Annotated in this window: 23 protein-coding genes, 1 tRNA gene and 1 riboswitch; of the genes, 13 read left to right on the plus strand and 11 right to left on the minus strand. The window is 61.8% G+C overall.

What is annotated here, in order from left to right; translation table 11 throughout:
• Positions 1–12: 12 nt before the first annotated feature.
• A riboswitch (TPP riboswitch) is annotated at positions 13–149 on the minus strand.
• A 131-nt stretch (positions 150–280) separates the two neighbouring features.
• Complete coding sequence (locus tag AC1DCM_RS13450; protein ID WP_477518600.1) at positions 281–958, plus strand: NUDIX hydrolase; 678 nt, start codon at positions 281–283, stop codon at positions 956–958.
• Between the two features lie 36 nt (positions 959–994).
• Positions 995–1,255 carry a DUF4235 domain-containing protein gene (locus AC1DCM_RS13455; protein ID WP_216926797.1) on the plus strand — a complete coding sequence of 87 codons (261 nt, stop codon included), beginning with the start codon at positions 995–997 and terminating at the stop codon, positions 1,253–1,255.
• An 82-nt stretch (positions 1,256–1,337) separates the two neighbouring features.
• On the opposite strand, the gene mnhG is transcribed toward AC1DCM_RS13455, so the two are convergent.
• Genes mnhG through AC1DCM_RS13485 form a run of 6 tightly spaced genes read right to left on the minus strand, consistent with a single transcriptional unit; the run spans position 1,338 to position 7,619 of the window.
• Positions 1,338–1,727, minus strand: coding sequence for a monovalent cation/H(+) antiporter subunit G (gene mnhG / locus AC1DCM_RS13460; RefSeq protein WP_477518601.1), 390 nt, complete (start codon positions 1,725–1,727; stop codon positions 1,338–1,340).
• On the minus strand, positions 1,717–1,995 hold the full coding sequence (locus AC1DCM_RS13465) for an MrpF/PhaF family protein (protein ID WP_477518602.1): 279 nt from the start codon (positions 1,993–1,995) through the stop codon (positions 1,717–1,719). Before AC1DCM_RS13465 ends, mnhG begins: the two co-directional genes overlap by 11 nt.
• A complete protein-coding gene (locus AC1DCM_RS13470) occupies positions 1,992–2,558 on the minus strand; it encodes a Na+/H+ antiporter subunit E (RefSeq protein ID WP_477518603.1) in 567 nt (188 codons plus the stop codon). Before AC1DCM_RS13470 ends, AC1DCM_RS13465 begins: the two co-directional genes overlap by 4 nt.
• On the minus strand, positions 2,555–4,123 hold the full coding sequence (locus tag AC1DCM_RS13475; RefSeq protein ID WP_477518604.1) for a Na+/H+ antiporter subunit D: 1,569 nt from the start codon (positions 4,121–4,123) through the stop codon (positions 2,555–2,557). The genes AC1DCM_RS13470 and AC1DCM_RS13475 overlap by 4 nt, the downstream gene beginning before the upstream one ends.
• Positions 4,120–4,620, minus strand: a complete 501-nt coding sequence (locus tag AC1DCM_RS13480; RefSeq protein ID WP_477518605.1) for a Na(+)/H(+) antiporter subunit C — start codon at positions 4,618–4,620, stop codon at positions 4,120–4,122. The genes AC1DCM_RS13475 and AC1DCM_RS13480 overlap by 4 nt, the downstream gene beginning before the upstream one ends.
• On the minus strand, positions 4,617–7,619 hold the full coding sequence (locus tag AC1DCM_RS13485) for a Na+/H+ antiporter subunit A (protein ID WP_477518606.1): 3,003 nt from the start codon (positions 7,617–7,619) through the stop codon (positions 4,617–4,619). Before AC1DCM_RS13485 ends, AC1DCM_RS13480 begins: the two co-directional genes overlap by 4 nt.
• A 203-nt stretch (positions 7,620–7,822) precedes the next feature.
• Here AC1DCM_RS13485 and AC1DCM_RS13490 point away from each other — a divergent pair, with 203 nt between their 5' ends.
• The 3 genes from AC1DCM_RS13490 (at position 7,823) to AC1DCM_RS13500 (ending at position 10,978) form a co-directional block, all read left to right on the plus strand.
• Positions 7,823–9,226 carry an MFS transporter gene (locus tag AC1DCM_RS13490; protein ID WP_477518607.1) on the plus strand — a complete coding sequence of 468 codons (1,404 nt, stop codon included), beginning with the start codon at positions 7,823–7,825 and terminating at the stop codon, positions 9,224–9,226.
• A gap of 63 nt (positions 9,227–9,289) precedes the next feature.
• Complete coding sequence (locus AC1DCM_RS13495; RefSeq protein ID WP_442006072.1) at positions 9,290–9,772, plus strand: cation:proton antiporter regulatory subunit; 483 nt, start codon at positions 9,290–9,292, stop codon at positions 9,770–9,772.
• Between the two features lie 6 nt (positions 9,773–9,778).
• Entirely contained in the window at positions 9,779–10,978 is a 1,200-nt protein-coding gene (locus AC1DCM_RS13500; protein WP_477518608.1) for a cation:proton antiporter, read from the plus strand.
• Between the two features lie 90 nt (positions 10,979–11,068).
• Here the strand turns inward: AC1DCM_RS13500 and dcd are convergent, their stop codons facing one another.
• Positions 11,069–11,644: a dCTP deaminase gene (dcd, locus tag AC1DCM_RS13505; RefSeq protein WP_216927188.1), complete on the minus strand. Its 576-nt coding sequence runs from the start codon at positions 11,642–11,644 to the stop codon at positions 11,069–11,071.
• Positions 11,645–11,778: 134 nt separating this feature from the next.
• On the opposite strand from dcd, the gene AC1DCM_RS13510 reads away from it, so the two are divergent.
• Positions 11,779–13,758 (plus strand): CAP domain-containing protein, encoded by a 1,980-nt coding sequence (locus tag AC1DCM_RS13510; protein WP_477518609.1) that lies wholly within the window; start codon positions 11,779–11,781, stop codon positions 13,756–13,758.
• Positions 13,759–13,773: 15 nt separating this feature from the next.
• Here the strand turns inward: AC1DCM_RS13510 and AC1DCM_RS13515 are convergent, their stop codons facing one another.
• Positions 13,774–14,217 (minus strand): SRPBCC family protein, encoded by a 444-nt coding sequence (locus tag AC1DCM_RS13515; RefSeq protein WP_477518610.1) that lies wholly within the window; start codon positions 14,215–14,217, stop codon positions 13,774–13,776.
• Between the two features lie 215 nt (positions 14,218–14,432).
• Between AC1DCM_RS13515 and AC1DCM_RS13520 the strand changes: the two genes are divergently transcribed.
• The 5 genes from AC1DCM_RS13520 to AC1DCM_RS13540 all read left to right on the plus strand — a co-directional run bounded on the left by AC1DCM_RS13520 (position 14,433) and on the right by AC1DCM_RS13540 (position 18,109).
• Positions 14,433–15,959, plus strand: coding sequence for a M15 family metallopeptidase (locus AC1DCM_RS13520; RefSeq protein ID WP_477518611.1), 1,527 nt, complete (start codon positions 14,433–14,435; stop codon positions 15,957–15,959).
• A gap of 79 nt (positions 15,960–16,038) precedes the next feature.
• Positions 16,039–16,112: transfer RNA gene (locus tag AC1DCM_RS13525), tRNA-Gly, on the plus strand.
• A gap of 145 nt (positions 16,113–16,257) precedes the next feature.
• Positions 16,258–16,719, plus strand: a complete 462-nt coding sequence (locus AC1DCM_RS13530; protein WP_442006078.1) for a nuclear transport factor 2 family protein — start codon at positions 16,258–16,260, stop codon at positions 16,717–16,719.
• 83 nt (positions 16,720–16,802) lie between these two features.
• The gene (locus AC1DCM_RS13535) at positions 16,803–16,937 is read left to right on the plus strand and encodes a hypothetical protein (protein WP_442006079.1); all 135 of its coding nucleotides are present in this window, start codon (positions 16,803–16,805) and stop codon (positions 16,935–16,937) included.
• Positions 16,934–18,109: a N(5)-(carboxyethyl)ornithine synthase gene (locus AC1DCM_RS13540; protein WP_477518612.1), complete on the plus strand. Its 1,176-nt coding sequence runs from the start codon at positions 16,934–16,936 to the stop codon at positions 18,107–18,109. Before AC1DCM_RS13535 ends, AC1DCM_RS13540 begins: the two co-directional genes overlap by 4 nt.
• 82 nt (positions 18,110–18,191) lie before the next feature.
• Here the strand turns inward: AC1DCM_RS13540 and AC1DCM_RS13545 are convergent, their stop codons facing one another.
• On the minus strand, positions 18,192–19,574 hold the full coding sequence (locus AC1DCM_RS13545; RefSeq protein WP_477518613.1) for an MFS transporter: 1,383 nt from the start codon (positions 19,572–19,574) through the stop codon (positions 18,192–18,194).
• Between the two features lie 156 nt (positions 19,575–19,730).
• Here AC1DCM_RS13545 and AC1DCM_RS13550 point away from each other — a divergent pair, with 156 nt between their 5' ends.
• A complete protein-coding gene (locus tag AC1DCM_RS13550) occupies positions 19,731–20,585 on the plus strand; it encodes a LysR substrate-binding domain-containing protein (protein WP_431116895.1) in 855 nt (284 codons plus the stop codon).
• Between the two features lie 318 nt (positions 20,586–20,903).
• Positions 20,904–21,677 carry a sugar phosphate isomerase/epimerase family protein gene (locus AC1DCM_RS13555; protein WP_477518614.1) on the plus strand — a complete coding sequence of 258 codons (774 nt, stop codon included), beginning with the start codon at positions 20,904–20,906 and terminating at the stop codon, positions 21,675–21,677.
• A gap of 368 nt (positions 21,678–22,045) precedes the next feature.
• On the opposite strand, the gene AC1DCM_RS13560 is transcribed toward AC1DCM_RS13555, so the two are convergent.
• Both AC1DCM_RS13560 and AC1DCM_RS13565 read right to left on the minus strand, forming a co-directional pair.
• Positions 22,046–22,732, minus strand: a complete 687-nt coding sequence (locus AC1DCM_RS13560) for a helix-turn-helix domain-containing protein (protein ID WP_477518615.1) — start codon at positions 22,730–22,732, stop codon at positions 22,046–22,048.
• Positions 22,733–22,880: 148 nt separating this feature from the next.
• On the minus strand, positions 22,881–23,921 hold the full coding sequence (locus AC1DCM_RS13565) for a LacI family DNA-binding transcriptional regulator (protein WP_477518616.1): 1,041 nt from the start codon (positions 23,919–23,921) through the stop codon (positions 22,881–22,883).
• Positions 23,922–24,002 lie beyond the last annotated feature (81 nt).

A 24,002-nucleotide genomic window follows, 5' to 3' on the forward strand; every position in this document is an offset into this window, starting at 1 on the left:
CCGGTTCCGGACACTCTGAGAAGCTCGACTCCCTTGCGCCGGTACTAACCGGATCAGGTTCGAGGGTCTGCGGCTGTCCGCACTCTCAGCGCCCTCGCGTCTCCTGCATCTCTGCAAGGTCCGACGGCGGCGCTCCCCTGTCGTTATTAATCTGCCCTTATGGGCGTGGTTCAGTTTACACCTGTGGGTGTTCGTGGGAGGTGGGGGTTAGTCACAAATCGGCTGGCAACCACACCTGAGAGAATGATCCAGCAGAATCGACGCGGCAAAGGGGTATTTCATGACGGACCTTCCCACTACGGACATCCCGGTTCCCCAAGCCCGCCTTGCCGCGAGCGTCATCCTGCTCCGGGACACCCCGGGCGGGCTCGAAGCCTTCGTGCAGCACAGGGTTGCCACCATGGACTTCGCCGCCGGCATGGTGGTCTTTCCGGGAGGCCGGGTTGATGCCGCAGACCAGGGCGGATGGGATTACCCGGCTGACTTGCTGGAACGGCATGCTGCAGACTGGCGCCTGACCTCCATCGCCGTCGATACCGAACACGCACCGGCAAAGTCGGGCATGGTTCTCACGGCTGCCCTGCGGGAGGTTTGGGAGGAGGCCGGACTTAGCCTTGATGCCTCAGATCTGCGACCGTGGGCCAATTGGGTCACGCCGACGGACATGCCAAAGCGTTTCGATACCTACTTCTACGTAGCCAAGCCTGCTCCGGAAGCAGAACCCCAGCATCAAACCACCGAAGCGTGGCAATCACTCTGGATGCCTGTGGACGGGATCCTGGCGGCTGAAGCCTCCGGTACATTGCAGCTGATGCCACCCACGTATTACCTGCTCAAGGAAATTGCCGGCCTCGGAACAGTAGATGCTGTATGGGAAGCCGATCACGACGTTGTTCCTGTCCTCGCACCACGCGGTTCCATGGCAGCTTTCCTCAAAGAACGGGAAAACCGCCGCTAGTCCCAACCCACCTGGAAGTGAGGCTAGGCTGGGGGCATGAACCTCTTTTTCAAGCTGCTGGGTGCCGGAGTAAGCCTGGCAGCCGGATTCGTCGGCACCAAGTTGGTCAACAAGGGCTGGGAAAAGGCCACGGGCAACAAACCGCCCACGGGCCACGACGATATGGAAACGAGCCTCCGCTCAGCGTTGTCCTTCGCGCTGATTTCGGCCTTCGTCAGTACGCTCATCCAGGTTTTCGCGAGCCGCGGCACCCAGCGTGCCATCGCCCGCTTCGCCAAGACGCAGGACATCGTCTAGGCCGCGCATAGTTGCTCCAACGCGGGGTCAGTTAGGGTCCCTCACCGCTGTCGGGAGGGTGCTTAAGTGACCCCGCGTTGTTCTAAGTGTCCGGGGTGGAACCGTCGGCGGCTGCCCTTTGGACAACCGCTTCAAGCTCATCCTTGGTGAGCAGTTCGCGGTGCCCATGCTTGGTCCGGTAAGCGGAGCGGCCCACCATATGTGCGGAGACCGGCGCAGTCAGCAGCTGGAAAATCCAGGCCACCACCAGAACCGGCCAAACCCACCATGTGCGCATTTGCAGACCCATGGCCGCCAGCATGAGGAACAGACCCAGAACTTGCGGCTTGGTTGCCGCGTGCATGCGGCTCAGGAGATCGGGAAACCGCAGGAGGCCGATTGCGGCTCCGAGCGACATCAGGGCACCCACCACAAGAAACACGGCCGTCACCGCATCAATGACTGCATCCACGCCGGTCGCTTCAGGACTCATTGCTGTGATCCCTCCGATCCGCTACAAATCGGGCAAATGTTACCGAGCCTACGAAGCCGATCACCGCGAGAGCCACGAGCAACACCAAGTTATTCRGGTGCCGGTTCATCGCCATGTCGATGGCAAGCGCTGCGCCAAGAATGGCCAGCAGGACGTCCGATGCCAAGACTCGGTCCAACAAGGACGGGCCGATGGCGATGCGGATGATCGCGCCCACCGCAGCCAAACTCAGGATCACCGCCGTTACCAGCAGAACAAGTTCTTTCACAGGGTTGCCCCTTCCATGCCCGCACCGGGTTCAGCCTGGAGTGCGTGGAGTTCCTCGCGCGTTCCCATGATCCGGATCAGCGCGGCCTCGATGTTCTGGACTTCCTGGCGGATCTTAGTGATATCAGCATCCTCATAAATGTTGAGCGCGTGCAGGTAAAGCGTGGACGTCGAGCGGTCCACTTCCACCACCAACGAGCCCGGAATCAGCGAGATAACGTGCCCGGTTGCCGTGACTATGAGGTCAGAATGGCTGCGCAACGGAACAGCGACGACGGCGCTGCGCACCTTTGGACCCTTCACTACGGCCAGGTACAAGACCAGGAAGCTCGCTGCCGCCACTCTGCCCAGGAACATCAGGGCGAATGACATGGCACGCAGCACGTTGAACCTGCCCCCGAGCTCCACTGGCGGAAGGTAGAAGAACTTGGCCACGAGCACGGCGATGAGCGCACCGAACAGCAGGTTTCCCGGACTGAAGTCCCTCCACAGGGCACCCCAGACGATGACCAGCCATACGAGCAGCGGCAGTTCAGTGCGGAAGGAGATCGGTTTACGGCTCATTTGGCAGCCCCTGACTGACCCACTGCTGGTACCTCCGCGGAGTCCCCCAGGACTGAATGGATGTAGGCAGTGCGGTCCAACATGATTTCCGCCGAGCCGTCTGCGAGGTGAAACAGTGGGCCAGCAAAGACTGTGAGCGCAACACCGAAGGCCACAAGGCCAGCCGTGGAGCCCACCATTGTCCGGGGAAGCACCCCAACATTTCCTGGAGTCTGAAGCACGGGGTCGGGGTACTCGGCGTCCTCGGGCTTGCGCCAAAATGCCCTGTTCCAAACACGGGCAATTGCCAACAGCGTCAGGAGGCTGGTGACGACGCCGCCCACCACCAAAACGATGGCCAGCGGCGTACCCAGTTGCACGCCCGCTTGGAGGAGCCCGAGCTTGCCCAGGAAACCCGAGAATGGCGGGATGCCCGCAAGATTCATCGCAGGGACGAAGAACAGCAAGGCAAGGAGTGGCGAGAGTTTGGCCAGGCCACCCAAGCGGTCAATGGACGACGATCCGCCCCTGCGCTCAACCAGGCCAGTGACCAGGAACAGGCTGGTCTGCACTGTGATGTGGTGCGCCACGTAGAACACGGCAGCGCCAAGCCCCGCGACGGACGACATTGCCAAGCCGAACACCATGTAGCCGATGTGGCTGACCAGGGTGAAGGACAAGAGACGTTTGATATCGCTCTGTGCCAAGGCACCCAGGATGCCCACCACCATGGTTAGCAGCGCCACCACCATTAAGGGCACGTTGAGGGTGTCCCCGGGAAAGAGGAGTGTCTCGGTGCGGACCATGGCGTAAACACCCACCTTGGTCAGCAAGCCAGCAAAGACGGCTGTGACGGGAGCCGGGGCTGTCGGATAGGAGTCGGGAAGCCAGAAGGACAGAGGGAACACGGCCGCCTTGATCCCAAACGCCACCAGCAGCATCACGTGCAGGAGATTCTGGGTTCCTTGATCCAGTTCGGCCAGCTTGATGGCGAGGTCCGCCATAGTGATGGTCCCTGTAGCTCCGTAAATCATGGCGATAGCGATGAGGAACAAGACGGACGAAACCACGGAGACCACCACGTAGGTGACGCCGGCACGGATGCGCGGCCCCGTCCCGCCAAGGGTCATCAGCACATAGCTGGCCGTCAACAGGATTTCGAAGCCCACGTACAGGTTGAAAAGGTCACCTGTGAGGAAGGCGTTGGATACGCCCGCCACCAGGATCAGATAAGTGGGGTGGAAGATCGAGACCGGCGCTTCCTTGTCGCCATCAGCCATGCCCTGGCCGGTGGCGTAGATCAGGACCGCGAGGCTGACAACGGTGGAAACCACGAGCATGAGTGAGGAGAACTGATCCACCACCAACACCACGCCCCATGGCGGCAGCCATCCACCGAGCGTGACGGAAGTGGTGCCTCCCTCCCACACGGACGCCAGGAGCAGGCATTCGAGCAGGAGCGTCGCGCTGAGGATCACGATGCTGACTACCCGCTGCGCAGCCGTATGCCGGATCAGCACGAATGCGAGGGCCGCCCCGAGGATCGGAAGGAGGACGGCCAGTGGCGACAGGTTGGCGAGGTTCACGGGCTGCCTCCTTCCTTGGTCCTTACAGTGTTGGGCTTTTCGGTCGCGTCCGGCTGGGCGCGGTCTTCGGGGCTGGCCGGAGTGATCGCGAACTCCGATGTTTCCAGCGGGACAATGGCGTCGTCTTCCTTGTCGAAGCTGGGAGTCCGGGCTACGCGGCGATCTTCGATGTCATCCTGGATCTCGTCTTGCCGTGCCAAGGCCCAAGTCCGGTAGATGATGCCGAGCATGAAGGCAGTGACGGCGAATGAAATGACGATCGATGTGAGGATGAGCGCCTGTGGCAGGGGGTCGTTGTACTCACTGGAGGCTGTTTCCTTGTTGAACAAAGGAGCGAGTCCGGCGTACCCTCCCGTACTGAGGATCAGCAGGTTGGTGGCGTTGGCAAGCAGCATCAAGCCAAGCAGGACGCGAGTCAGGCTTCGCTCCAAAATCAGGTAGATACCGCAGGCATACAGGACGCCCATGACGATCAGGAGGGTCAGGTTGATGCTCATGGGTTGCCCTTCCCGGAGGCGGCCGTTTCGGCGGACTCAGACGCGGCGGCTCGGGTCTTTACGGCCCTTGGCACCTTCCCTTCAAAATGTTCGTCGATCTCAGCGCCCAGGCTGCGTAGAACGTCGAGCGCCAGTCCCACCACCACGATGTAGACACCGATGTCGAAGATCGTGGACGTTACGAACTTGACGTCTCCGAATACGGGCAGCCAAAACTCGATGATCGCGCTCTGGAACACCTGGCCGCCGAGGAGGAGCGGCACGAAACCGGACGCTGCCGCCGTCGCTAGTCCTGTCCCCAACAGCGTGCCTGCACTCACTGTCGCTGCTTCGCTCAATTCGAACCGTCCTCCGGCGAGGTAACGGATGGTGAGGGCGAGGCCTGCGGTCAAACCGCCTGCGAAGCCGCCGCCGGGCAAGTTGTGACCCGCAAGGAGTAGATAGATGGAAAAAACGATCATCGAGTGGAAGATCATCCGGGTGACCACTTCGAAGATAATGGACCTCCGTTCAGGAGCCAGCGTCCGGCCTGCTACCAGCCAGGCATCGCGGGTAACGTCCGTGAACTTCCTCGCCACGGCCAGCCGGGCACCGTCGCGGGAGTCGCGGTCGACGCCGGTGCGCCGCCCCACGCTACCTTCCGGTACTGCCTCTGAGGTTTTGATGCGATCGCCGCGGCTGCGCACGAAGATCAGACTGGCAACGCCAGTGGCGGCCACGGCCAGGACCGAAATTTCGCCGAAGGTGTCCCACGCGCGGATGTCCACGAGGGTCACGTTGACCACGTTCAGGCCACCGCCGCCTTCGTAGGCCAGGCGTGGGAATTCAAGGGAGACAGGCGTGGCCACCCGGGCACCCATGGCGTAGATGGCAACGAAGATCATGGTGATGCCGAATGCGGCACCTACGATCACGCGGATCACCCGGAGGCGGCCACCCGTTCGGTCCCGTAGTTCGGCGGGCAGGCTGCGCATGGCCAAAACGAAGGCCACCAGCACGATGGTCTCCACCAGCATCTGGGTCAGTGCAAGGTCAGGCGCTCCTTGCAAGGCAAACATGAGCGCGATGCCGTAACCGGTGACAGACACCATGAGCACCGCCAGGAAGCGCTTGTTGGCGCGGACAGCAGCCAGCGCGCCCACCACGATGCCCACTCCCGCGATCAACTGCAACGGAGAGTTTGGATCGATGAAATAGATGCCGTCAGGCAAAGGTTTGTTGGTCAGGAGCAGAGCTGCGAGGGGCACTGCGAAGGCAACCGTGAGGATGACCGTCAGATAGAAATACAGTGAACCACGCTGGGTGCGGCCCGTGACCCACACTGCGACGTCATCCAAAGCGCCAATCGTATGTTGGTAGGCGCGGTCGCCGTCCACCCAATCGGGAACCAGGCCTTGCACGCGTGAAACGACGTTGCGGCCGTAGAACATGGCGGCACCGGCAACAAAAGTGATCGCGGTCAGTCCCAAAGCGGGCGTGAGCCCATGCCACAAAGCCAAGTGCCCGGCGTCGACGGCTTCCTCCCCATCTGCGAACAGCGCTGCGTAAGGCTGGATCCAACTATCCACCGGCGCGGGCCACAGTCCGTAAACAATGGTGAGGAAACTCAGAAGGGCAGGCGCAGCCAGGAAGGCGGGCTTGATGGCTTTGAAGGGCGTGTGCTCTATACCGGGCTTTGTGGCAAAGGCACCCCACATGAAGCGTGCGCTGTACGCGAAGGTAAGGATTGAACCGATCACGAGCCCGATCAGAATCCAGATGCCCCAGGCAGGTGCGTCATGGCCCATGCCGTAGTGCACGAAGGCTTCAAACACGGACTCCTTGGCCACGAAACCCGCCAGCGGCGGCACGCCCGCCATGGAGGCGGCCGCAATCGCGGCCACTACCCCGAGGGCTCGTGAGGAGCGGAAGACGCCGGAGAGTTTCCGGATATCGCGTGTCCCCGACTGGTGGTCGATGACGCCGACCACCAGGAACAGTGCCGCTTTGAACAAGCCATGGGCCAGCAGAAGCCCAAGCCCGGCAAGGGCGGCGTCAGGTCTGCCCAGGCCCACCACCATGGTCAGGAAGCCGAGCTGGCTCACCGTTCCATAGGCCAGGATGAGCTTGATATCTGTCTGTCGGAGGGCCCTGTATCCGCCAACCAACATCGTGGCCAAGCCGAGGCCGAGGACCATTGGCAGCCACAATTGCGATTCCGCGAAACCTGGCGCCAGCCGCGCGACGATGTATATACCGGCCTTCACCATGGCCGCGGCATGCAGGTAGGCGCTCACGGGAGTTGGAGCCGCCATGGCACCCGGAAGCCAGAAGTGGAAAGGGACCAGCGCCGATTTGGTCACTGCACCCACCAGGATGAGAACGACGGCGGCCCCCACCATCCCACTTGTGGTGCCGTTAACGAGCGTCCCGGCTTGGTCCAGGATGGAGGAGATCCGGTAGGTTCCTGCCGCTTGGCCAAGGATGACGAGACCCACGAGCATCGCCAGCCCGCCGGCTGTTGTAACCATCAGCGCCTGAAGGGCAGAACGCCGCGCGGCCAGGCGGGTCCGGGCATAGCCGATGAGCAAGTATGACAGGACGGTGGTGAGCTCCCAGAAGATGAACATCATCAGGAGGTCGTCGGACGTCACCAGGCCGAACATGGCACCAGCAAAAGCCAGGAGCTGGGCGCCGAACCCACCGAGCCCAGGGTCCTTGTTCTTGAAGTACCGGGCGCAATAGACCAACACCAGGGCGCCAACGCCGAGGATGAGCAGTGACATGACCCAGGCGAGTGCGTCCATCCTGAACGCAAAGTCAAGCTTCAGGTTCGGAACCCAGGGGAATACTTCTTCTATACCGCCGCCGGAATATACGGGGCCGTGCTGGAGGACCAGCCAAACGAAGGCCACGGCAGGAACCGCTGCCAGGACATAGAAGGCGTTCCGACCAAGTTTGCTGAAGATCAAGGGCGCCACAGTTGCCGCTACAAAGGTGGTGGCGAGAACTGTGATCACTGTTTTCTCCGCAAAGTCAGAAACGAATTGTCAAAAGTTGGAGCAGGCGGTCATACGTTGGGTTCAGTTGGACCAGTTTATCAAGGGGCCCGGACAGTTTTTGGCCGGAGCCGATGGGGCCTGCGAATGAATTCCCACTGCGTTATTCACATAGCGGTCTGTCATCTGCCCGCCACTGTCCGAGGCCCGATAGCATTCAGGCTATGAACGCGGCCGCAGTTCCCGAAGCCTCCCACCCAGCATCCGAGCTCGCCTCCGGACCTGCTTCCTCCAAGAAGGGCCAAATCCTTGCTTGGGCGTCCTGGGACTGGGGCTCGGCTGCCTTTAACGCGATCATGACCACATTCGTCTTCACGGTGTACCTGACCTCTTCTGCCTTCGGTGGAGAGGACGCCGCGTCTGCCGCACTTGGTGCTGCGTTGGCCGTCGCGGGCCTGGCCATCGCGCTGCTGGCCCCGGTGACGGGCCAACGTTCGGATGGCGGCGGCCGGCGCAAGCTCTGGCTCGGAGTCAACACGGCTGCCACAGCCGTCCTCACGGCCCTGTGCTTCTTTGTCTTCCCGCAGCCGGGATTCCTTCTCCTTGGTGTCTGCCTGATCGCGCTTGCCAATATCTTCTTTGAGTTCGCCGGCGTGAACTACAACGCCATGCTGGCCCAAATCTCCACACCCAAAAACATCGGCAAGGTCAGCGGTTTTGGCTGGGGCATGGGATACCTCGGTGGGATCGTGGCCCTGTTGCTGGTCCTGCAGCTCTTCGTGCAGCCATCTTTCGAATGGTTCGGTGCTTCCACTGAAGAATCACTGAACATCCGGCTTGTGGCCATTTTTTCGGCTCTGTGGTTCTTCATCTTCGCCCTGCCCGTGCTGTTCGCCGTTCCGGAAGTTTCCGTGAAGAAGGACACCGCTTCCCTGGGCTTCATCGCGTCGTACAAGCTGCTGCTCCGGCGGATCGTGGCCATCTATCGCACCAGTCCCCACACCATTTACTTCCTGCTGTCCAGCGCGATCTTCCGCGACGGCCTTGCTGCTGTCTTCACGTTCGGCGGGGTGATCGCTGCCGGGACCTTTGGTTTCGAACTCAAGGAAGTGATCTTCTTCGCGATTTTCGGCAACGTCGTCGCAGCCGTTGGTGCCATCATCGGCGGCTTCCTGGACGACAAGATCGGACCAAAGGCAGTCATCGTGATTTCCTTGGTGGGTCTGCTGATCGCGGGCACCTTCATCCTGGTGCTTGGCAACGGAAACTACGTGTTCTTTGGAAACAGCTGGCCTGCCGCCAATACTTTCTGGATCTTCGGCTTGCTGCTGTGCCTTTTTGTTGGGCCAGCCCAGTCTTCGTCAAGGGCCTATTTGGCCAGGCTCGCCCCCGACGGCGAGTCGGGAGAACTCTTCGGGCTCTACGCCACCACGGGCCGGGCTGTCAGCTTCCTTGCTCCCACCCTCTTCACCCTGTGCATCACAATTGCCGCTCCAATTGTTGAAGAAGGTGGAGCCCAGCGATGGGGCATCCTCGGCATCATGGTTGTCCTGCTCGCCGGCCTTCTGGTGATCCTGCCGGTGAAGCCGCCCACCAAGGTGGAAATAGCCGTGGTACCAGAACGTTAACTAGATAAGACCGGCTGAATACGAACGCCGTACCAGACGGTACAACAGAGTTAGGGTGGAGATATGAACGTGGATGAGACTGAACTCCCGGGCCTTGGGATCCGTAAGGATTTCGTCACGGCCTCGGGCCGTCGCATCGGTGTCGTTGAGCTTCGCGAAGGCGAGACAGAGCTCTTCGTGTCCACCTGGGATGACCCGGACACCTGCCAGGCTTCCATTCCCCTCACAGCCGATGAAGCCGCCACCCTGGGCAACCTCCTGGGCGGGCAGCACATCGCCATGCGTCTGGCAGAAGCCCACCGCGAGATACCTGGCATCGTAACCCGCCAGTTCTCCATCACCCCTGATTCCCCATTCGTGAACCAGCCCATGGGCAAAGCCCAGATCCGTACCCGCAGTGGCGTTTCGATCGTTGCGATTATGCGTGAAGGCGAGGTCGTCCCGTCGCCCGCACCCGACGTCGTACTTCACACTGGTGATTTGCTCGTTGCGGTTGGCACCCAGGAAGGCCTCGACTCGGCGGCCGATATCCTCCGCAACGGCTGACCCGCTATGGATCCGCTCGCACTAGCCCTCGTTGAACTGGGGGCCGTCGTCTTCTGCCTCGGTCTCCTTGCTCGACTAGCGGGCCGGATCGGCATGTCCCCCATTCCGCTTTACCTGGTGGGTGGCTTGGCCTTCGGTGCAGGTGGCTTCGTCAAATTGGATGGCATGCATGAGTTTTCCCATCTTTCCGGCGAAATCGGCGTCATCCTGCTGCTGTTGATGCTCGGATTGGAATACACCGCCTCTGAACTCGTCACCGGGCTCAGACGTTCATGGCAGGCCGGTGTCCTGGACTTCGTCCTGAATTTCCTCCCCGGCGCCGGAATAGCGGTTCTTCTGGGCTGGGGTCTTGTGGGTGCCATCGTGATGGGTGGCGTTACGTATATCTCGTCCTCAGGAATCGCCGCGAAGGTCATCACTGACCTCGGCCGGATCGGTAACCGCGAAACTCCCGTGGTGCTTTCCATCCTCGTTTTCGAGGACCTCGCCATGGCCATTTACCTTCCCATTCTTACTGCCATCCTGGCCGGTGTCGGGTTCCTGGGTGGGCTGCAGACGGTGGGCATCGCGCTGGCTGTCGTCACAGTTGTTCTGATGATCGCGCTCAAGCATGGGCACCGCGTCTCCCAAGCCGTTCACAGCGAGAACTCCGAAGTGTTTCTGCTGAACGTGCTCGGGCTGGCTCTTCTGGTAGCCGGTATCGCCTCTGCCCTCCAGGTCTCAGCCGCAGTGGGTGCATTCATGTTGGGCATCGCCATCTCCGGCGCCACAGCCCACAATGCGACCCGCATCCTTGAGCCCCTCCGGGACTTGTTTGCCGCGATCTTCTTCGTCGCCTTCGGCCTGAACACGGACCCCACGTCCATCCCACCGGTCCTGGGCTGGGCACTGCTGCTCGCCCTGCTGACAACTGCCACCAAAATGTTCACAGGATTCTGGGCAGCCAAACGTGCGGGCATCGCAATGCCAGGCCGCTTCCGTGCGGGAGCGGCCCTGATTGCGCGTGGTGAATTCTCGATCGTCATTGCTGGTCTGGCGGTGGCTTCGGGAGCCGTGCCGGACGAAGTCGCCGCCTTGGCTACGGCTTATGTCCTCATTATGGCCATCACAGGTCCGCTGGCCGCTCGCTTCGTGGAGCCTGTGGTCAAGGCACTCCGCAGGAGCCCCCGCACACCGCCGCGGGCGGCCGAGCGCGCCACGGCCTGATGGGTCAGCGCCTGAGGGGTCAGCGCCGGATGGTTAGCGCCTGAGGCTCTGGGCCTGACGATTCGCGCCTGAGGCCCGGCCCATTTCCGGCTAGATGGCGGTCCGGTGGAAATTCTGGTGGCTGCGGCTGGCGGTGGGTCCGCGCTGGCCCTGGTAGCGGTTACCGTACTCACCCGAACCGTAGGGATGTTCCGCTGAGGATGTCAGGCGGAAGAAGCACAGCTGGCCGATCTTCATGCCCGGCCACAACTTGATAGGCAGCGTCGCCACGTTGGAAAGCTCCAGCGTGACGTGCCCTGAGAAGCCGGGATCGATGAAGCCCGCGGTGGAGTGCGTCAACAAACCAAGCCGGCCGAGGGACGACTTACCCTCGAGGCGGGCAGCGATGTCGTCGGGCAGGCTCACTGTCTCGTACGTTGAGCCCAGTACGAATTCACCCGGGTGCAGGATGAAAGGCTCATTGCCTTCCACCTCCACCAGCCGGGTCAGCTCGGGCTGCTCCTCGGCGGGATCGATGTGGGCGTATTTGTGGTTATCGAAGAGCCGGAAAAACCGGTCAATCCGCACGTCCACGGAAGACGGCTGAACCATCGCGGGATCGTACGGTTCAAGGACAATCCGTTGGGAGTCTATTTCGGCACGAATATCGCGGTCAGAGATCAGCACAGCATCAAAAATACCCCATGCCTTGTCCGGGCCATGCATTGTCCGGGCCGCCCCATGGGACTATAGTTCCCGGACATGTAAAGCCGCGCCCGTACTTGGGGGCAACGAGCATTCGCGGGGTAATTGTGGGGAAATTGTCAGCGCCTGCGGCTATCGTGCTGGCTGGCGCGCTGGCCATATTGGTAGCCGCGTCCAGCCAAATCCTGCCAGCGACAGACGCCGTACCGGGCGGCGGAACTACTTCTTCGGGCAGTGTTCCTTCCGGCCTCACGGTCCCTGAAACCAGTACGACGCCGGACGCCGCCCCTTTGGGGGCGACCCCCGCGCCCAGCGAAGGAGCGGGCGTCGACTCTTCGCCAGGGCCGGGTTCGGGGACCAGCCCCGGTTCGGAAAATGGTGCGCCGACTAGACCGATCGCGATAGATCCGACTGTTGAGGCGCCCCCTCCGGTGCCGAACATCGGGCCCTCATGGGGCCCGGATAATCCTTCCGTGGACGGCACTCCCTCCGGGAATCCAGAGGCCAACGAGCCACCCGCCCCAAATCCTCCCGCCGCATCTGCACCGTCGTCGGCTTCCCCCACCTCCGTTCCAACGCCAACAGCGCCTGCCGTAGGACCTGGCCCGTCGGAGTCACCGACGCCAACAGCGCCACCGACTCAAACGCCGTCGCCAACACCCTCACCAACTCAAACACCGACGCCGTCACAAACGGCACCCGCGCCGTCACCAACGCCTGTCACACCCACGCCCACTCCATCGTCAACGCCGGTCACACCAACGCCAGCCCCCACGCCCTTCCCCGGCAAGACCCCGAGCAGCGATGCGAATCCGGACAACGGTGCCCTCGCGCTTCTCCCCGACGACAACACCGCGGCCATCCTGACCGTGTTCAACGCGATCAACAGCTACCGCGCTTCTCTGGGCCTGGCCCCGGTGAAGTATCACGCCACGGTGGCGAGCATGGCGCAGGAATGGTCGAACAGCATCGCCAGCCGTGAAGTGATCCAGCACCGGGCGAACTTTTGGACGGATCCGCGGGCGCTCAACCCGAACAACGGCGCTGGTGAGGTCATTGCCGTCCGATGGGATCGTGACGCTGCCCAACTGGTGGAATGGTGGAAGGGCTCCCCCGGTCACGACGCCCTGCTGCGTGATCCCCGTTTCAATGTGATGGGCATCGGGATCACGTATACCGACGGCAACTGGCAAACAACCCCCAACCGCTACACACTGTGGGGCGTGGTCAACTTCTTCGGCTACACCACGTTGCCCGCCGGAACCACCACGCGGCCCGGCGGGACGGTCACGCCGCCCACGGATCCTGTGGGTGTATGCGAACCGGGCGGCAAGTACCAGCCGCCTACCGTGAATCTGAGCGCGGCAGCCATCCGCAGCGCTGCAGACCTCGTATCCATCAGCCCGGACGGAACGGTGTACTCCTACCCGTCCTTGGGTAACGCCAAGTACGGAACGGCCCGCAAGATCGGAATCGGTTTCACCGGGCTCAAGGAGTTGTTCGTATCGGATTGGGACCGCGACGGCGTCTTTGACCTCATCGCCCAACGCCTGGATGGAGCGCTCCTGGTGTACCCGGGCAGACAGTCAGGCGGCTTCGGATCGCCGGGAGTCCTGGGCCAGGGATGGGAGTCCCTCAACATAGCCGTGGGTAATTGGTGTGCAAACAACCGCCTCCCGCAAATTGTGGCCATGGATGCATCCGGCGGGCTCTGGTTCTACAAGAATTCCGGTATGACATACATACGCACCCAGGCGGCCATCGGAACAGGCAACAAGGCCGTCCGGCTCAGCATGGTGGACTACAACGCCGATGGTTTCCAGGATCTTCTCACAGTCGAGCCCAACGGTTACCTGAGGCTGTACCGCGGCAGCGGGCTGGCCATCCCGAAGCAGGAGGCCAGGCCCGTGGTGGGTGCGGCTTGGACCGACTACACCGGTTTGCGTTCACTTCAAGGAGTGACCGGCGCCAACACCACAGGCGTCGCTGGCCTGGGCACCAATGGAGTACTGGAGTATTGGGACCTCACCTCGGGCGGACTGACGACGCCGGTCACCGTCGGCGGCGGCTGGAGCGGCTTCAAGCTCGCCCAGTAGGGAATCGTCCAGTAGTCAGACCACCGAGTCGGACTCAATGACGGTCTTGAGCTGCTCCAACTGGGCAACTTCAGTTTCCATGGTTTTCTGGATCATGCCGTTCATGAGTTTTTGCAAGCCCTTGGGGTGGTACTCCAGGGCGAACCTGAGCCGCGTGGTCTTGCCCTCGGTGCTGAGGTAGTAGCCGCCCGTGGGCCGGGCGGGTCCGGCCACCACTGCGAAGCGCACTTCTGCGCCAGGCCGGGCCTCGGTGATCTGGAAGTCAGCCGCGATGGGCCGTCCTCCCGGGCCAGTAAGCGTCTGCTGGTAGACCGCGCCCTTCTGGCCGCGAACACCGGATCGAAGCGAAATGCTGCGCACGCCCGAGCGCCAGAGGGAGTTGTTCATGCCGTCCATCAGGAATCCATAAACGGTCATGGCATCCCTGCTGATCACCACTTCATAAGCTGCAAATGCCACGGAAACCTCTTTCGGCGTACGGTTCGAATGTCGTAGCCCGGTTCCCCATACACTGCAGCTAACACCTTCAGAATAGTCAGCCGCGCTTCCCGACGACACAGGACAAACGAGCCTTGACCGAATGGTTACCTGGCGACGGATCTGAGACACAGCTGACACATAACCCCGCGCCGGGTAGAGTTCGTGCGGCTGGCAAAAACCAAATTGGGGGCGTAATGCGAGTACTGAAACATCCGTTTGTCCATGGCAATGCACGACGACGGCTGGCCGCCTGCGCGGCATTCCTCGCCATGGCGGTGGCTGGCGGAGTCATGACCGCGGCGCCTGCGTCGGCACTTCCAACAATGGCACCCTCGGCGGCGGCATCTACGGTGGCATCCACAGTCGCGAACAAAGTGGCAGTGCCCACCACTGTGAATCCCCTGCCAAGCCTGGACCCCATCGGTAACCCTGCAAGCTTCTCTGTCCTGGTCAATAAATCCAGGCCGCTGAATCCAGTCAGCTACGCCCCGAACGACCTCATCAATGCCCGTGGCTCCGGCCAGTACATGCGGGCAGAGGCCGCCGCATGGCTAAATGGTTTGTTCCAGGGAGCAGCCGATGCTGGTACCGGCGGCCTGTCGATCGTGAGCGGCTACCGTTCGTATGCCCAGCAGCAGGAGGTGTACGCCTACTACAAGGATATTTACGGCGAGGAGATTGCGGACACCATCTCGGCACGTCCCGGGTACAGCGAACACCAGACGGGCCTCGCCATGGACATCGGCAATGCTGCTGGTTCCTGTGGCCTAAGCACCTGCTTCGGAGACACGGCGGCTGGCAAATGGGTGGCAGCGAACGCACACAAATACGGCTTCATCGTCCGGTACCCCAACGGCTACACGGGCACCACCGGGTACAGCTATGAGCCGTGGCATCTGCGGTACGTTGGCGTAGCGCTGGCCACTGACATGAACCGTCGCGGATTCCCGACGCTGGAGCACTACTTCGCTGGAAACCCGGCAGCCGCCGCCAGCATCAAGTCCGGCGCCGACCTCGTAGCTGCCGACTCTTCAGGCCGGATGCTGCGTTACCCCGCGACGGCGGCAGGCGGGTATGGGGCGCCAGTCCAGATCGGTTCGGGATGGACGGGTTTGAAGCAGGGCTTCGTGGTGGACTGGGACATTGATGGCGTGTACGACATCCTTGCGCAGTGGAACAACGGCGTCCTGGGCGTTTACCGCGGCCTTCCCGACGGCGGCTTCGCTGGCCAGGTTGTCGTGGGCAATGGCGGCTGGGATCGCATGACCATTACCGTGGGCAAGTGGACGCACGCGCACCCCCGGCCCGGCGTCGTCGGGTATTTTCCGGATGGTGTGCTGCGCTACTACCCCAACACCTTCGGCGGTGCGTTGAGCGCTCCGCAGGTCATCGGCAAGGGCTGGAACGGCATGGAACTGACCATGGCCGACTGGGAGGGCGACGGCGCCAACGACATCCTGGCGAGGACAGCTTCCGGATCTTTGATCAACTATCGGGGAGACGGCTGGGCTGGTTTCTTTGGCCCGGCTACCACCGTGGGCACAGGTTGGCAGTACATGCGTACGCTCCTCCCGAGCTTCGGGCTGACCGGTGCGGGCACTCGAGGCATCACTGCCCAAACTGCTGATGGCAACCTCTACAATTACGGCCTCGGCAGGGGTTCCTGGACTACCTACGCGCAGGTTGGATCCGGTTGGAACGGCCTGAAGCTCTTCAAGTAGACATGGTTGCGCGCCTGTCATGAGGACCGCCCTAACTGCGCTAAGCTAGGACTCGCTCCGGCGAATAGCCGACAGCGACGCGGGCGTAGCTCAATGGTAGAGCGCTAGCTTCCCAAGCTCGATACGCGGGTTCGATTCCCGTCGCCCGCTCCATCATGACCCCTTGCCTTCGGGCAGGGGGTCATCTTGTTGGGAATTACGACGGCGGCACTCACCAGATAAGCCCCCGCACCCGTCGACCCCGGCCGTCCCCGAGCCTAAACTCGTAGATACATCCACCTATCCGGGAGGTCCTCCAATGACTCTCACCGACGATGCTGAGGCGGCTCCGCTCGCCGTCATCCACCGCCTGCTGGAAGCCACGAACAAGCACGATCTCGAAGCCTTGGCCGAATGCTTCGCGCCTGGCTATGTCAATGAGACGCCTGCCCACCCCACCAGGGGCTTTACGGGAAGGGACGCTATCCGTAGCAACTGGGAGCAACTCTTCACAGGAGTGCCGGACATCAAGGTTCGAATGGTGTCCCACAGTGTGTCCGGCAACCAGGCTTGGACCGAGCTGCACATGCAGGGCGCGTGGCGGGATGGCACGCCGCATGAGCTCACGGGCGTCATCATTTTCGGCGTGGAAGAGGGCGTCATCAACAGCGCCCGGTTCTACATGGAGCCTGTGGAGCACTTCGTCCGCGTTGACGACACCGCGGATCGCGTCAGCCACCGTGTGACCCATGGTCGGCCCGCCGTCGAGCCTGTGCAGTGAGTCAGCCCGATACACAGCGGCTCAGGTGCTGGGTGTATCGTCAGGAGTCAGGAGCCATTTCGGCTCCGCTCTAGGGAGCGATCATGGGCGACAAATCACCGCGCCAAGCTGCATCGAAGAAGTCCAGTAAATCCATCAAGGAAAAGCGCGCTGACAAACGGGCTGCCGACTCGCCCGACACTGCGGCCGCGAAACCCGCAACCGGCAATAAAAAGTGATTGGGGCGCAAAGTCCGCTAAGCATTGGCGTCCTGGGTTCTTCGCTGAAGCCCAACGAGCAACGGCTACCGATCCACCCGGAACATCTTGAGCGCATCACTCCGGAACTGCGCCAACGGCTGCACCTTGAATATGGCTATGGCGAACGCTTTGGTGTTTCGGACAGCAAACTCGCCGGACTTGTCGGCGGACTGGGCACACGGCGAGAGCTCATCGCCCAGAACGACGTCATTCTGCTGCCCAAGCCGCAGGCCGAGGATCTTGCTGAACTCCGTGACGGGCAGACCCTCTGGGGTTGGCCGCACTGCGTCCAGGACGAGGCCATCACCCAGCTCGCGATCGATAAAAAACTAACGCTGATCGCGTTTGAAGCCATGAACCACTGGGCTGCCGATGGCGGTTTCGGACTTCATGTCTTCCACAAAAACAACGAGCTTGCCGGATATTGCTCGGTGCTGCATGCGTTGGCTTTGACCGGCTCGACGGGTGATTACGGCCGCCGCCTGACGGCAGTGGTCATTGGTTTCGGCGCCACTGCCCGAGGCGCCGTGACAGCGTTGAACGCTCACGGCGTCCATGATGTCCAGGTGCTGACCAACCGCGGTGTCGCCGCGGTTGGATCCCCGATTCACTCAGTGCGGATCGTGCAGTTCGACCACGACAACAATGCACCGTTCCTGAGCGAAGTCATCACAGATGGTGGTCGCAAGCCACTGGCCCCGTTCCTTGCTGCTGCGGACATTGTGGTCAACTGCACCTTGCAGGACCCAAACTCGCCGCTGACGTACCTGCGGACCGAGGACCTGGCCGATTTCCGGCCGGACAGCCTGATCGTGGACGTGTCCTGCGATCCCGGCATGGGATTCAGCTGGGCGAGGTCCACAACATTCGATGAGCCCATGTTCCGGGTGGGCGGGCATGTGAACTACTACGCCGTTGATCACAGCCCTTCATACCTGTGGAACTCGGCCAGCTGGGAGATCAGCGAGGCTTTGTTGCCATTCCTGGAGACAGTGGCCGCGGGTCCTGACGCATGGGACGCCAATGAGACGATCTCCCGCGCGATCGAGATTCGCGACGGCGTCATCCGGAACCCGGATGTGCTCGAGTTCCAGGGACGCTCGGCGGAGTACCCCCACCTGCCGGCTGCGGTCCAAGCGCCCGTAGCCTAGAGGCCCACGAAAAAGGCAGTGCATGCGGCTTCACCGCAGGCACTGCCTTTTTGTTTGCGTGCGCTTATGCCGCTTGCGTCCGCTATGCAGTCTGTGTCCGGTCCACAATCCGGAGCACACGCCTGTCCCGCAAGTCCACCTTGATATGCAGGGAGGCCTTCCGGGCCAGCACGACGGCGACAACAGCAGCCGCCGTTGCCGGCACACCGCCAGCCACCAGGATGGCCAGATGCGGACCAAGGTGCTCGGCGAGCCAGCCCATCACGGGACCGCCAATTGCCTGGCCGCCAATGAGTACCACCAAGTAGAGGCTCATCACCCGGCCACGAATGCTCATATTGGAACTGGTCTGCACCATCTGGTTTGCCGCTGTGAGGAACATGAGGCACCAGAATCCTGCCAGGACCATGGAGACGCTGAACCAGACCATGGAGGGCATCACGGACGAAAGGCAGAGCATCAAGCCGTACAAGCCCGCCGAGAGCACCACTGACCGCAACCGAAGCTGACGACGTCGGGTGGATGTCACAGCGCCCGTCAGTGCACCGAGCGCAACCATGGCGTTCAGCAGACCGTAGCCTCCGGCCCCGGCGTCGTACACGTGGTCCGCAAAGGCGGCCAGCAGCACCGGGAGGCTCATCGCGAATACGGCCACGAACCCGGCCATCAACCATGGCCAGTAGATGGTGGGTTTGCTGAGTGCGTACTGGAGGCCTTCGCGCAGCATGCCCTTCTTGCGCGGTGTCGGTCGGCTAAGGTGCAGCTGGTCTTTGCGGAGGATCAGGAGCATGGTCACGGTCGAGCAGCATGCCACGGCATTGGCCGCGAATGCCCAACCAGCGCCCACAGCAGTGAGCAGCCATCCCGCGAGTGCCGGACCGATCAGGCCACCGAGCTGGAAGGTTGTTGAGTTGACGCTGATGGCGTTGCGCAGGTACTTGGGACCCACGAGTTCATTGACGAACACCTGCCGCGCCGGCTGGTCCAGGACGGTCACAAAGCCCAGGACCAGGGCGATTGTGTAGACGTGCCAGACTTCTACGCGCTGGCTGAGGGAAAGCGCCGCCAATGTCGCAGCCAGCACCGCTGCCGCGGACTGGCAGATGATGAGGATCTTTCGTTTGGCGAAGCGGTCGGCCATCATGCCGCCCCACGGGCCAAGGAACAACGAAGGCATGAACTGCAGCGCCACGGTAATTCCGACGGCGGTGACGGACCCGGAGAGCTGGAGCACCATCCAGTCCTGGGCGATGCGTTGCATCCAGATCGCAATCACGGCAATGAAGTGGCCTATTGCGAAGATCCTGAAGTTGGGTACCTTCAGGGAGATAAATGTGTGCCGCCAGGGCAGCTTTTCGCTTACGACGGCGAGTGGCTGGGTGACGGTGTCCGGCGTCTGCGGCGCGGACAGGGAATCGATGACGGGCTGGCTGACGTTTGCCGCTGAAGGCGGTGGGGGTGCCAAAGGTAGTCCTCGGATCGAGAGTTTCGGTGGGATGGCTTTAACGCTATGGTTGCCAGCAGCAATTATGGAAGCGTATTACGTCTATAACTAGCATTGCGGATTGCAATGAGGCTCCCGCACTTCCGCAGTAATTCGACCCAGCGCTTGAGGAGTTTCGTGTTTGAACCTGTCCAGCTCCGCTCCTTCCTGGCCGTCGCCGAAACGCTGAGTTTCACCAAGGCGGCCGAAAGATTGGGGCTAGCCCAGCCAACGGTGAGCCAGCACGTCCGCAAGCTCGAAACCGCCGCCAAGCGGGTCCTCGTGGCCCGCGACACCCGTGAAGTCCGACTGACGGACAATGGCGATGCCATGGCCGGGTTTGCCCGCAGCATCCTTGCAGCCCACGATTCCGCAGCACGATATTTTTCCGGTTCTGCAATGCGGGGCCGCCTCCGGTTTGGCACTGCCGACGACCTCGCCATCACGGGCCTTCCCCGTATCCTGCGCGAATTCCGCCAACTGTATCCACAGATCAACCTAGAATTGACTGTCAGTCAAAGTGACCAACTCTACAAGCGCCTTAACGCCGGCCAGCTGGACCTCGTGTTCGTGAAGTGGGTGGCGGGCGCCAAGGAAGGCACGGTTGTGCGGCATGACAACTTCGCGTGGGTCGGCGTTGAGCAAACAGTTCTGGAACCCGGGGCGCCCGTGCCCCTGATTGCCTATCCCGCGCCAAGCCTGAGCCGGAAGTTGGCCATCGACGCTTTGGAAGCGGCGGGCCGCACATGGCGCATCACGTGCAGCACCAAGCAGATCAGCGGTGTGCTGGCCGCAGTCCGGGCGGGTATTGGCGTTGCCGTGATGCCCGCATCCCTGGTTCCCGAGGACCTCAAAGTCATCACCCAGCGTTTCGACCTCCCGCCCGTGGGAGACGTCGACTTCACGTTGATCCGCAACCCCCTCGCCAACGCCGAAGTCATCGATGCACTTACCCAGGCGATCATGGGCAGGGCCCTGAGTAAATCGAACTAACTGCTACCCGAAAACCGGATGGGTGTTGTGGCGGGCATGATCCCTGCTCACATAGGGCCCTACATGTCCGAACTCATCGAGATATGCAATCAGCACTACTGACTCCCCCATCATGCTCTTAACGCAAGAACCCACGCACATGGCGTGGGCTCTTCGAAGTGGCGCGCAATCCATTATTTCAGGAACCGCTACCGAGACCATAGTAGGCCGGGTTGCATGAGTAAGACAAACCGAGAGCGGTGGGGAAGCGKCGCCAGCAAGGCTCTGAGGGAAGGGTTTGGACTTACACGGTAAGCGCATTCCAGCTATCCTGAACCAATGATCGACCTCACTACGTTGGCGGACCTCACGCCCGGCATTTGTTCCGTCACGCTCAGAAAGTCAGGGATCGACGACGTCGTCCGTATTTCTTCGGACGCAGGCCTGGCTGGCATCGAGTGGGGTACGGATATCCACGTCAGTGACGCTGCATCCGCTGCCCATGCCAAGGAAGCAACGGAAGCTGCTGGCCTCACGGTCCTTTCGCTTGGCTCCTACTACCGCGCCGGCGACTTCGGCGATTTCGGCCCGACATTGGAGCTGGCGTCCACCTTAGGCGCACCTCGAATACGCATCTGGGCTGGGGAGCTTGGTTCGGCAGACGCCCAAGACAGTCATTGGGATGCTGTCGTCAAGGACACGCAACGGGTGGCAGACTTGGCGGCAGAGCGAGGAATAGCCATCGCCTTCGAGTATCACGGCAACACCCTCACCGACTCCCCCGAAACGACAATTGAGCTCCTGCGGCGCGTAAACCACGCCAACGTCGGCACTTACTGGCAGCCCGCCGTAGGGCTTTCCGACCAACAAGCGCTTGACTCGCTGCACCGGGTGTTGCCTCACGTCGTTGGGGTCCACTGCTTTTCCTGGGGCCCTCAGGCCGAACGGTTCCCGCTCCGGAACAGGAAGCTGTTGTGGCAGACAGTGTCCGACGCACTGCGGGGAAACGGCAAGGACATGGACATCATGTTGGAGTTCGTTGAGGATGACCTGCCGGACAATGTGCTCAACGACGCAGCATTCCTGCACACCATCACTCTCGGGGAAGACTAGCGCCGCTTCAAAATGCCGTTCGTGAGCGTTATCGCGGACCGGCTAATCCCGCCGTCCGTCAACACCTAGTTCAGCGAGATTCGCAGACGTTCCACGCCCTCGGCACCTTCCGGCACTAGTTCCATGAGCTCCGGTTCATTGGCAAGGCGACCAAGCATGTTTGCGAGATGGTCCCGTTCAGCGCGCTTGTAGGTGGCGTTACGAAGGTCAGAGGCTCGGACAACAGAGGCCAAGGTAAGGAAGTCATCGATGTGTCGTTGCCGTAGGGGGTCATTGATGATGGTCAGCGCTCCCGCTTTGCCGATGAGGCTGCCGAGGATCGCGGGCCGGGCGACGCTTCCTGCTGTTCGATGAACATTGCGGGAAGTTCAATCGGCATGGACGCTCCTGAGGATTTCGCGTGCGGCTTGTTGTTCACGAACACCGGGCCGTTCGGCCAGGTCTGCCGCCACCACTAGTGGGGGAAGTTCGTCGGGGACTTGCTCGGCGGCCCGGAGGATTACATTCGGCCTCTTGCCGGGGAATGGCTCAACCAGGAACCAGTCCTTGATGACGGCCTTGAGTTCGTCGCGTCGCACGTAGGCTTCAACCTCTGAGGTGGCCAGCAGCCCAGAACGCGGGTGAGAGACTCCGGAAAGGTGGATTCGCTTGTCCCCCCGAAGCTCGGCGATGTCGTCCGGGCTGGAAGAGAACTCGAATTTTTCGGCGCGATTGGGCAGCCATGCTGCGAGAAGCTTGAGTAAGTCCGAGGAGTCCTGCAGCCGGTTGATGCGCTCTTTCAGGCGATGCTTCTCGACCGGCGAGGGTTCGAAGTCATCGAGGAGAGAGGGCCGCGAGCTGTCTTCCCGGAAGCAGGATATGAGTTGCCAGGCACTCCGTTCGGACAGGGGCCGGCCAGCAGGCTTACCAGGCCGGTACTGGACAGCGTCGGCTTCGTCAACGATCCAGCGTCCGCCGACCCGTTGGCCCCGAATGCGTCCGGATTGGACGAGCTGCCGTGCTCGGCTCTCGTTGACGTTAAGGCGCTTCGCCAGCTCGGGGATACTCAATGCCATTTCATAATCCTAGCGGTATCGCTATGAATATGTAATCAGCTTGCATTTGCGTCGATTGCATATTCATAGCGTTATCGCCACAAATGTGTAATCGTCGGACGCGGTCAGCTAACCAGAGCCACCGCTTAGGCCCGGGCGGGTGCACCAACTAACCCGCCTGACTCTCCACCGGAAGCTCCGTGCTACGGCGGAGCTTGACGGAGCCAACCACAGGACCGTCGTCCGGGTCGCCAGCCGCTAGCCTCCCAATGTCCTCCAGCGGCAGATACACCGTGGACAAGGCGGGACGGAAGTCCCGCAGGGTTTCGATGTCGTCAAAACCGGCGATGTTAGCGTCACGCGGAATCCACACGCCCTCTGAGCGCAGTGCGGCGGTCACACCGATGGCCATGACGTCGTTCACCGCGAAGATGCAGGGGCGCTCGCCGGAGGCCTTGATTCGTTGGGCCAGCGCCAGCCCGGCATCGTATCCTCCCGCACGGTTGAAGCCTGTGCGGATGACCTCAGCGCTGGGCCGACCGGCGTCGGCGAGTCCGCGCTGGAAGCCGCGGATCCGGTCATCGGAGGTAAAGAGTCCCTCAGGGCCGCCAACAATGACGAAGGCGCCCTCATGGGAGGCAGCCAACTCGTCAGCAAGCTCCGCGGCGAGGTCCTCGTTGGGCACCTCAACTACGTGGTAGCCCTCCTCGGCAGTGGAGCCCACGATCGGGTGGCCCACTACGCCGACATGCCCGCCATTACGGCAATAGCGGTCCAACTCGGCAGCGAGCTCCAGGTTGCTTTGCTCGTCCTCGGGCCGTGCCGAGCGTGAACCCGCAATGACAATTGAATCTGCGCGACGGGCAGCGAAGGCCGCCACGGCTTCACGCTCATCCGAAGGGGCGCCGGACGTGCTGGCCAACAGCACCATACGGTTCTGTTGGCGGGCCGCCTCCTGGACGCCGCGGGCAATGGCGGAAAAGTAGGGGTCGGCGATGTCGTGGACAATCAAGCCGATGAGCCCTGAGCTGGACTTTGCGAGCGCCTGGGCTTGGGCATTGGGGACGTAGCCGAGCTTTTCCGCAGCCTCCCGGACGCGCTCCGCAATATCCTCCGCGGGCTTACGGGTGGAACCGTTGAGGACACGGGACGCTGTGGCCAGGGAGACCCCTGCCAAACGGGCGACTTCACTTAGTGTGCTGGCGGCCACGAGGCCCTCCTTTTCTGCAAGCCTTCGAGACTGGCGCTAAAGAAATTATGGCAGTCTTCACCCATTTTTGGGAAAGCGCTT

Source organism: Paenarthrobacter sp. 10N417 (assembly GCF_056394745.1).

Coding starts and splice junctions, on each gene's coding strand:
- AC1DCM_RS13450 (WP_477518600.1), top strand. CDS start 281: ATGACGGACCTTCCCACTACGGACATCCCGGTTCCCCAAGCCCGCCTT.
- AC1DCM_RS13455 (WP_216926797.1), top strand. CDS start 995: ATGAACCTCTTTTTCAAGCTGCTGGGTGCCGGAGTAAGCCTGGCAGCC.
- mnhG (WP_477518601.1), bottom strand. CDS start 1,727: ATGAGTCCTGAAGCGACCGGCGTGGATGCAGTCATTGATGCGGTGACG.
- AC1DCM_RS13470 (WP_477518603.1), bottom strand. CDS start 2,558: ATGAGCCGTAAACCGATCTCCTTCCGCACTGAACTGCCGCTGCTCGTA.
- AC1DCM_RS13480 (WP_477518605.1), bottom strand. CDS start 4,620: ATGAGCATCAACCTGACCCTCCTGATCGTCATGGGCGTCCTGTATGCC.
- AC1DCM_RS13490 (WP_477518607.1), top strand. CDS start 7,823: ATGAACGCGGCCGCAGTTCCCGAAGCCTCCCACCCAGCATCCGAGCTC.
- AC1DCM_RS13495 (WP_442006072.1), top strand. CDS start 9,290: ATGAACGTGGATGAGACTGAACTCCCGGGCCTTGGGATCCGTAAGGAT.
- AC1DCM_RS13500 (WP_477518608.1), top strand. CDS start 9,779: ATGGATCCGCTCGCACTAGCCCTCGTTGAACTGGGGGCCGTCGTCTTC.
- AC1DCM_RS13520 (WP_477518611.1), top strand. CDS start 14,433: ATGCGAGTACTGAAACATCCGTTTGTCCATGGCAATGCACGACGACGG.
- AC1DCM_RS13530 (WP_442006078.1), top strand. CDS start 16,258: ATGACTCTCACCGACGATGCTGAGGCGGCTCCGCTCGCCGTCATCCAC.
- AC1DCM_RS13535 (WP_442006079.1), top strand. CDS start 16,803: ATGGGCGACAAATCACCGCGCCAAGCTGCATCGAAGAAGTCCAGTAAA.
- AC1DCM_RS13555 (WP_477518614.1), top strand. CDS start 20,904: ATGATCGACCTCACTACGTTGGCGGACCTCACGCCCGGCATTTGTTCC.
- AC1DCM_RS13560 (WP_477518615.1), bottom strand. CDS start 22,732: ATGGCATTGAGTATCCCCGAGCTGGCGAAGCGCCTTAACGTCAACGAG.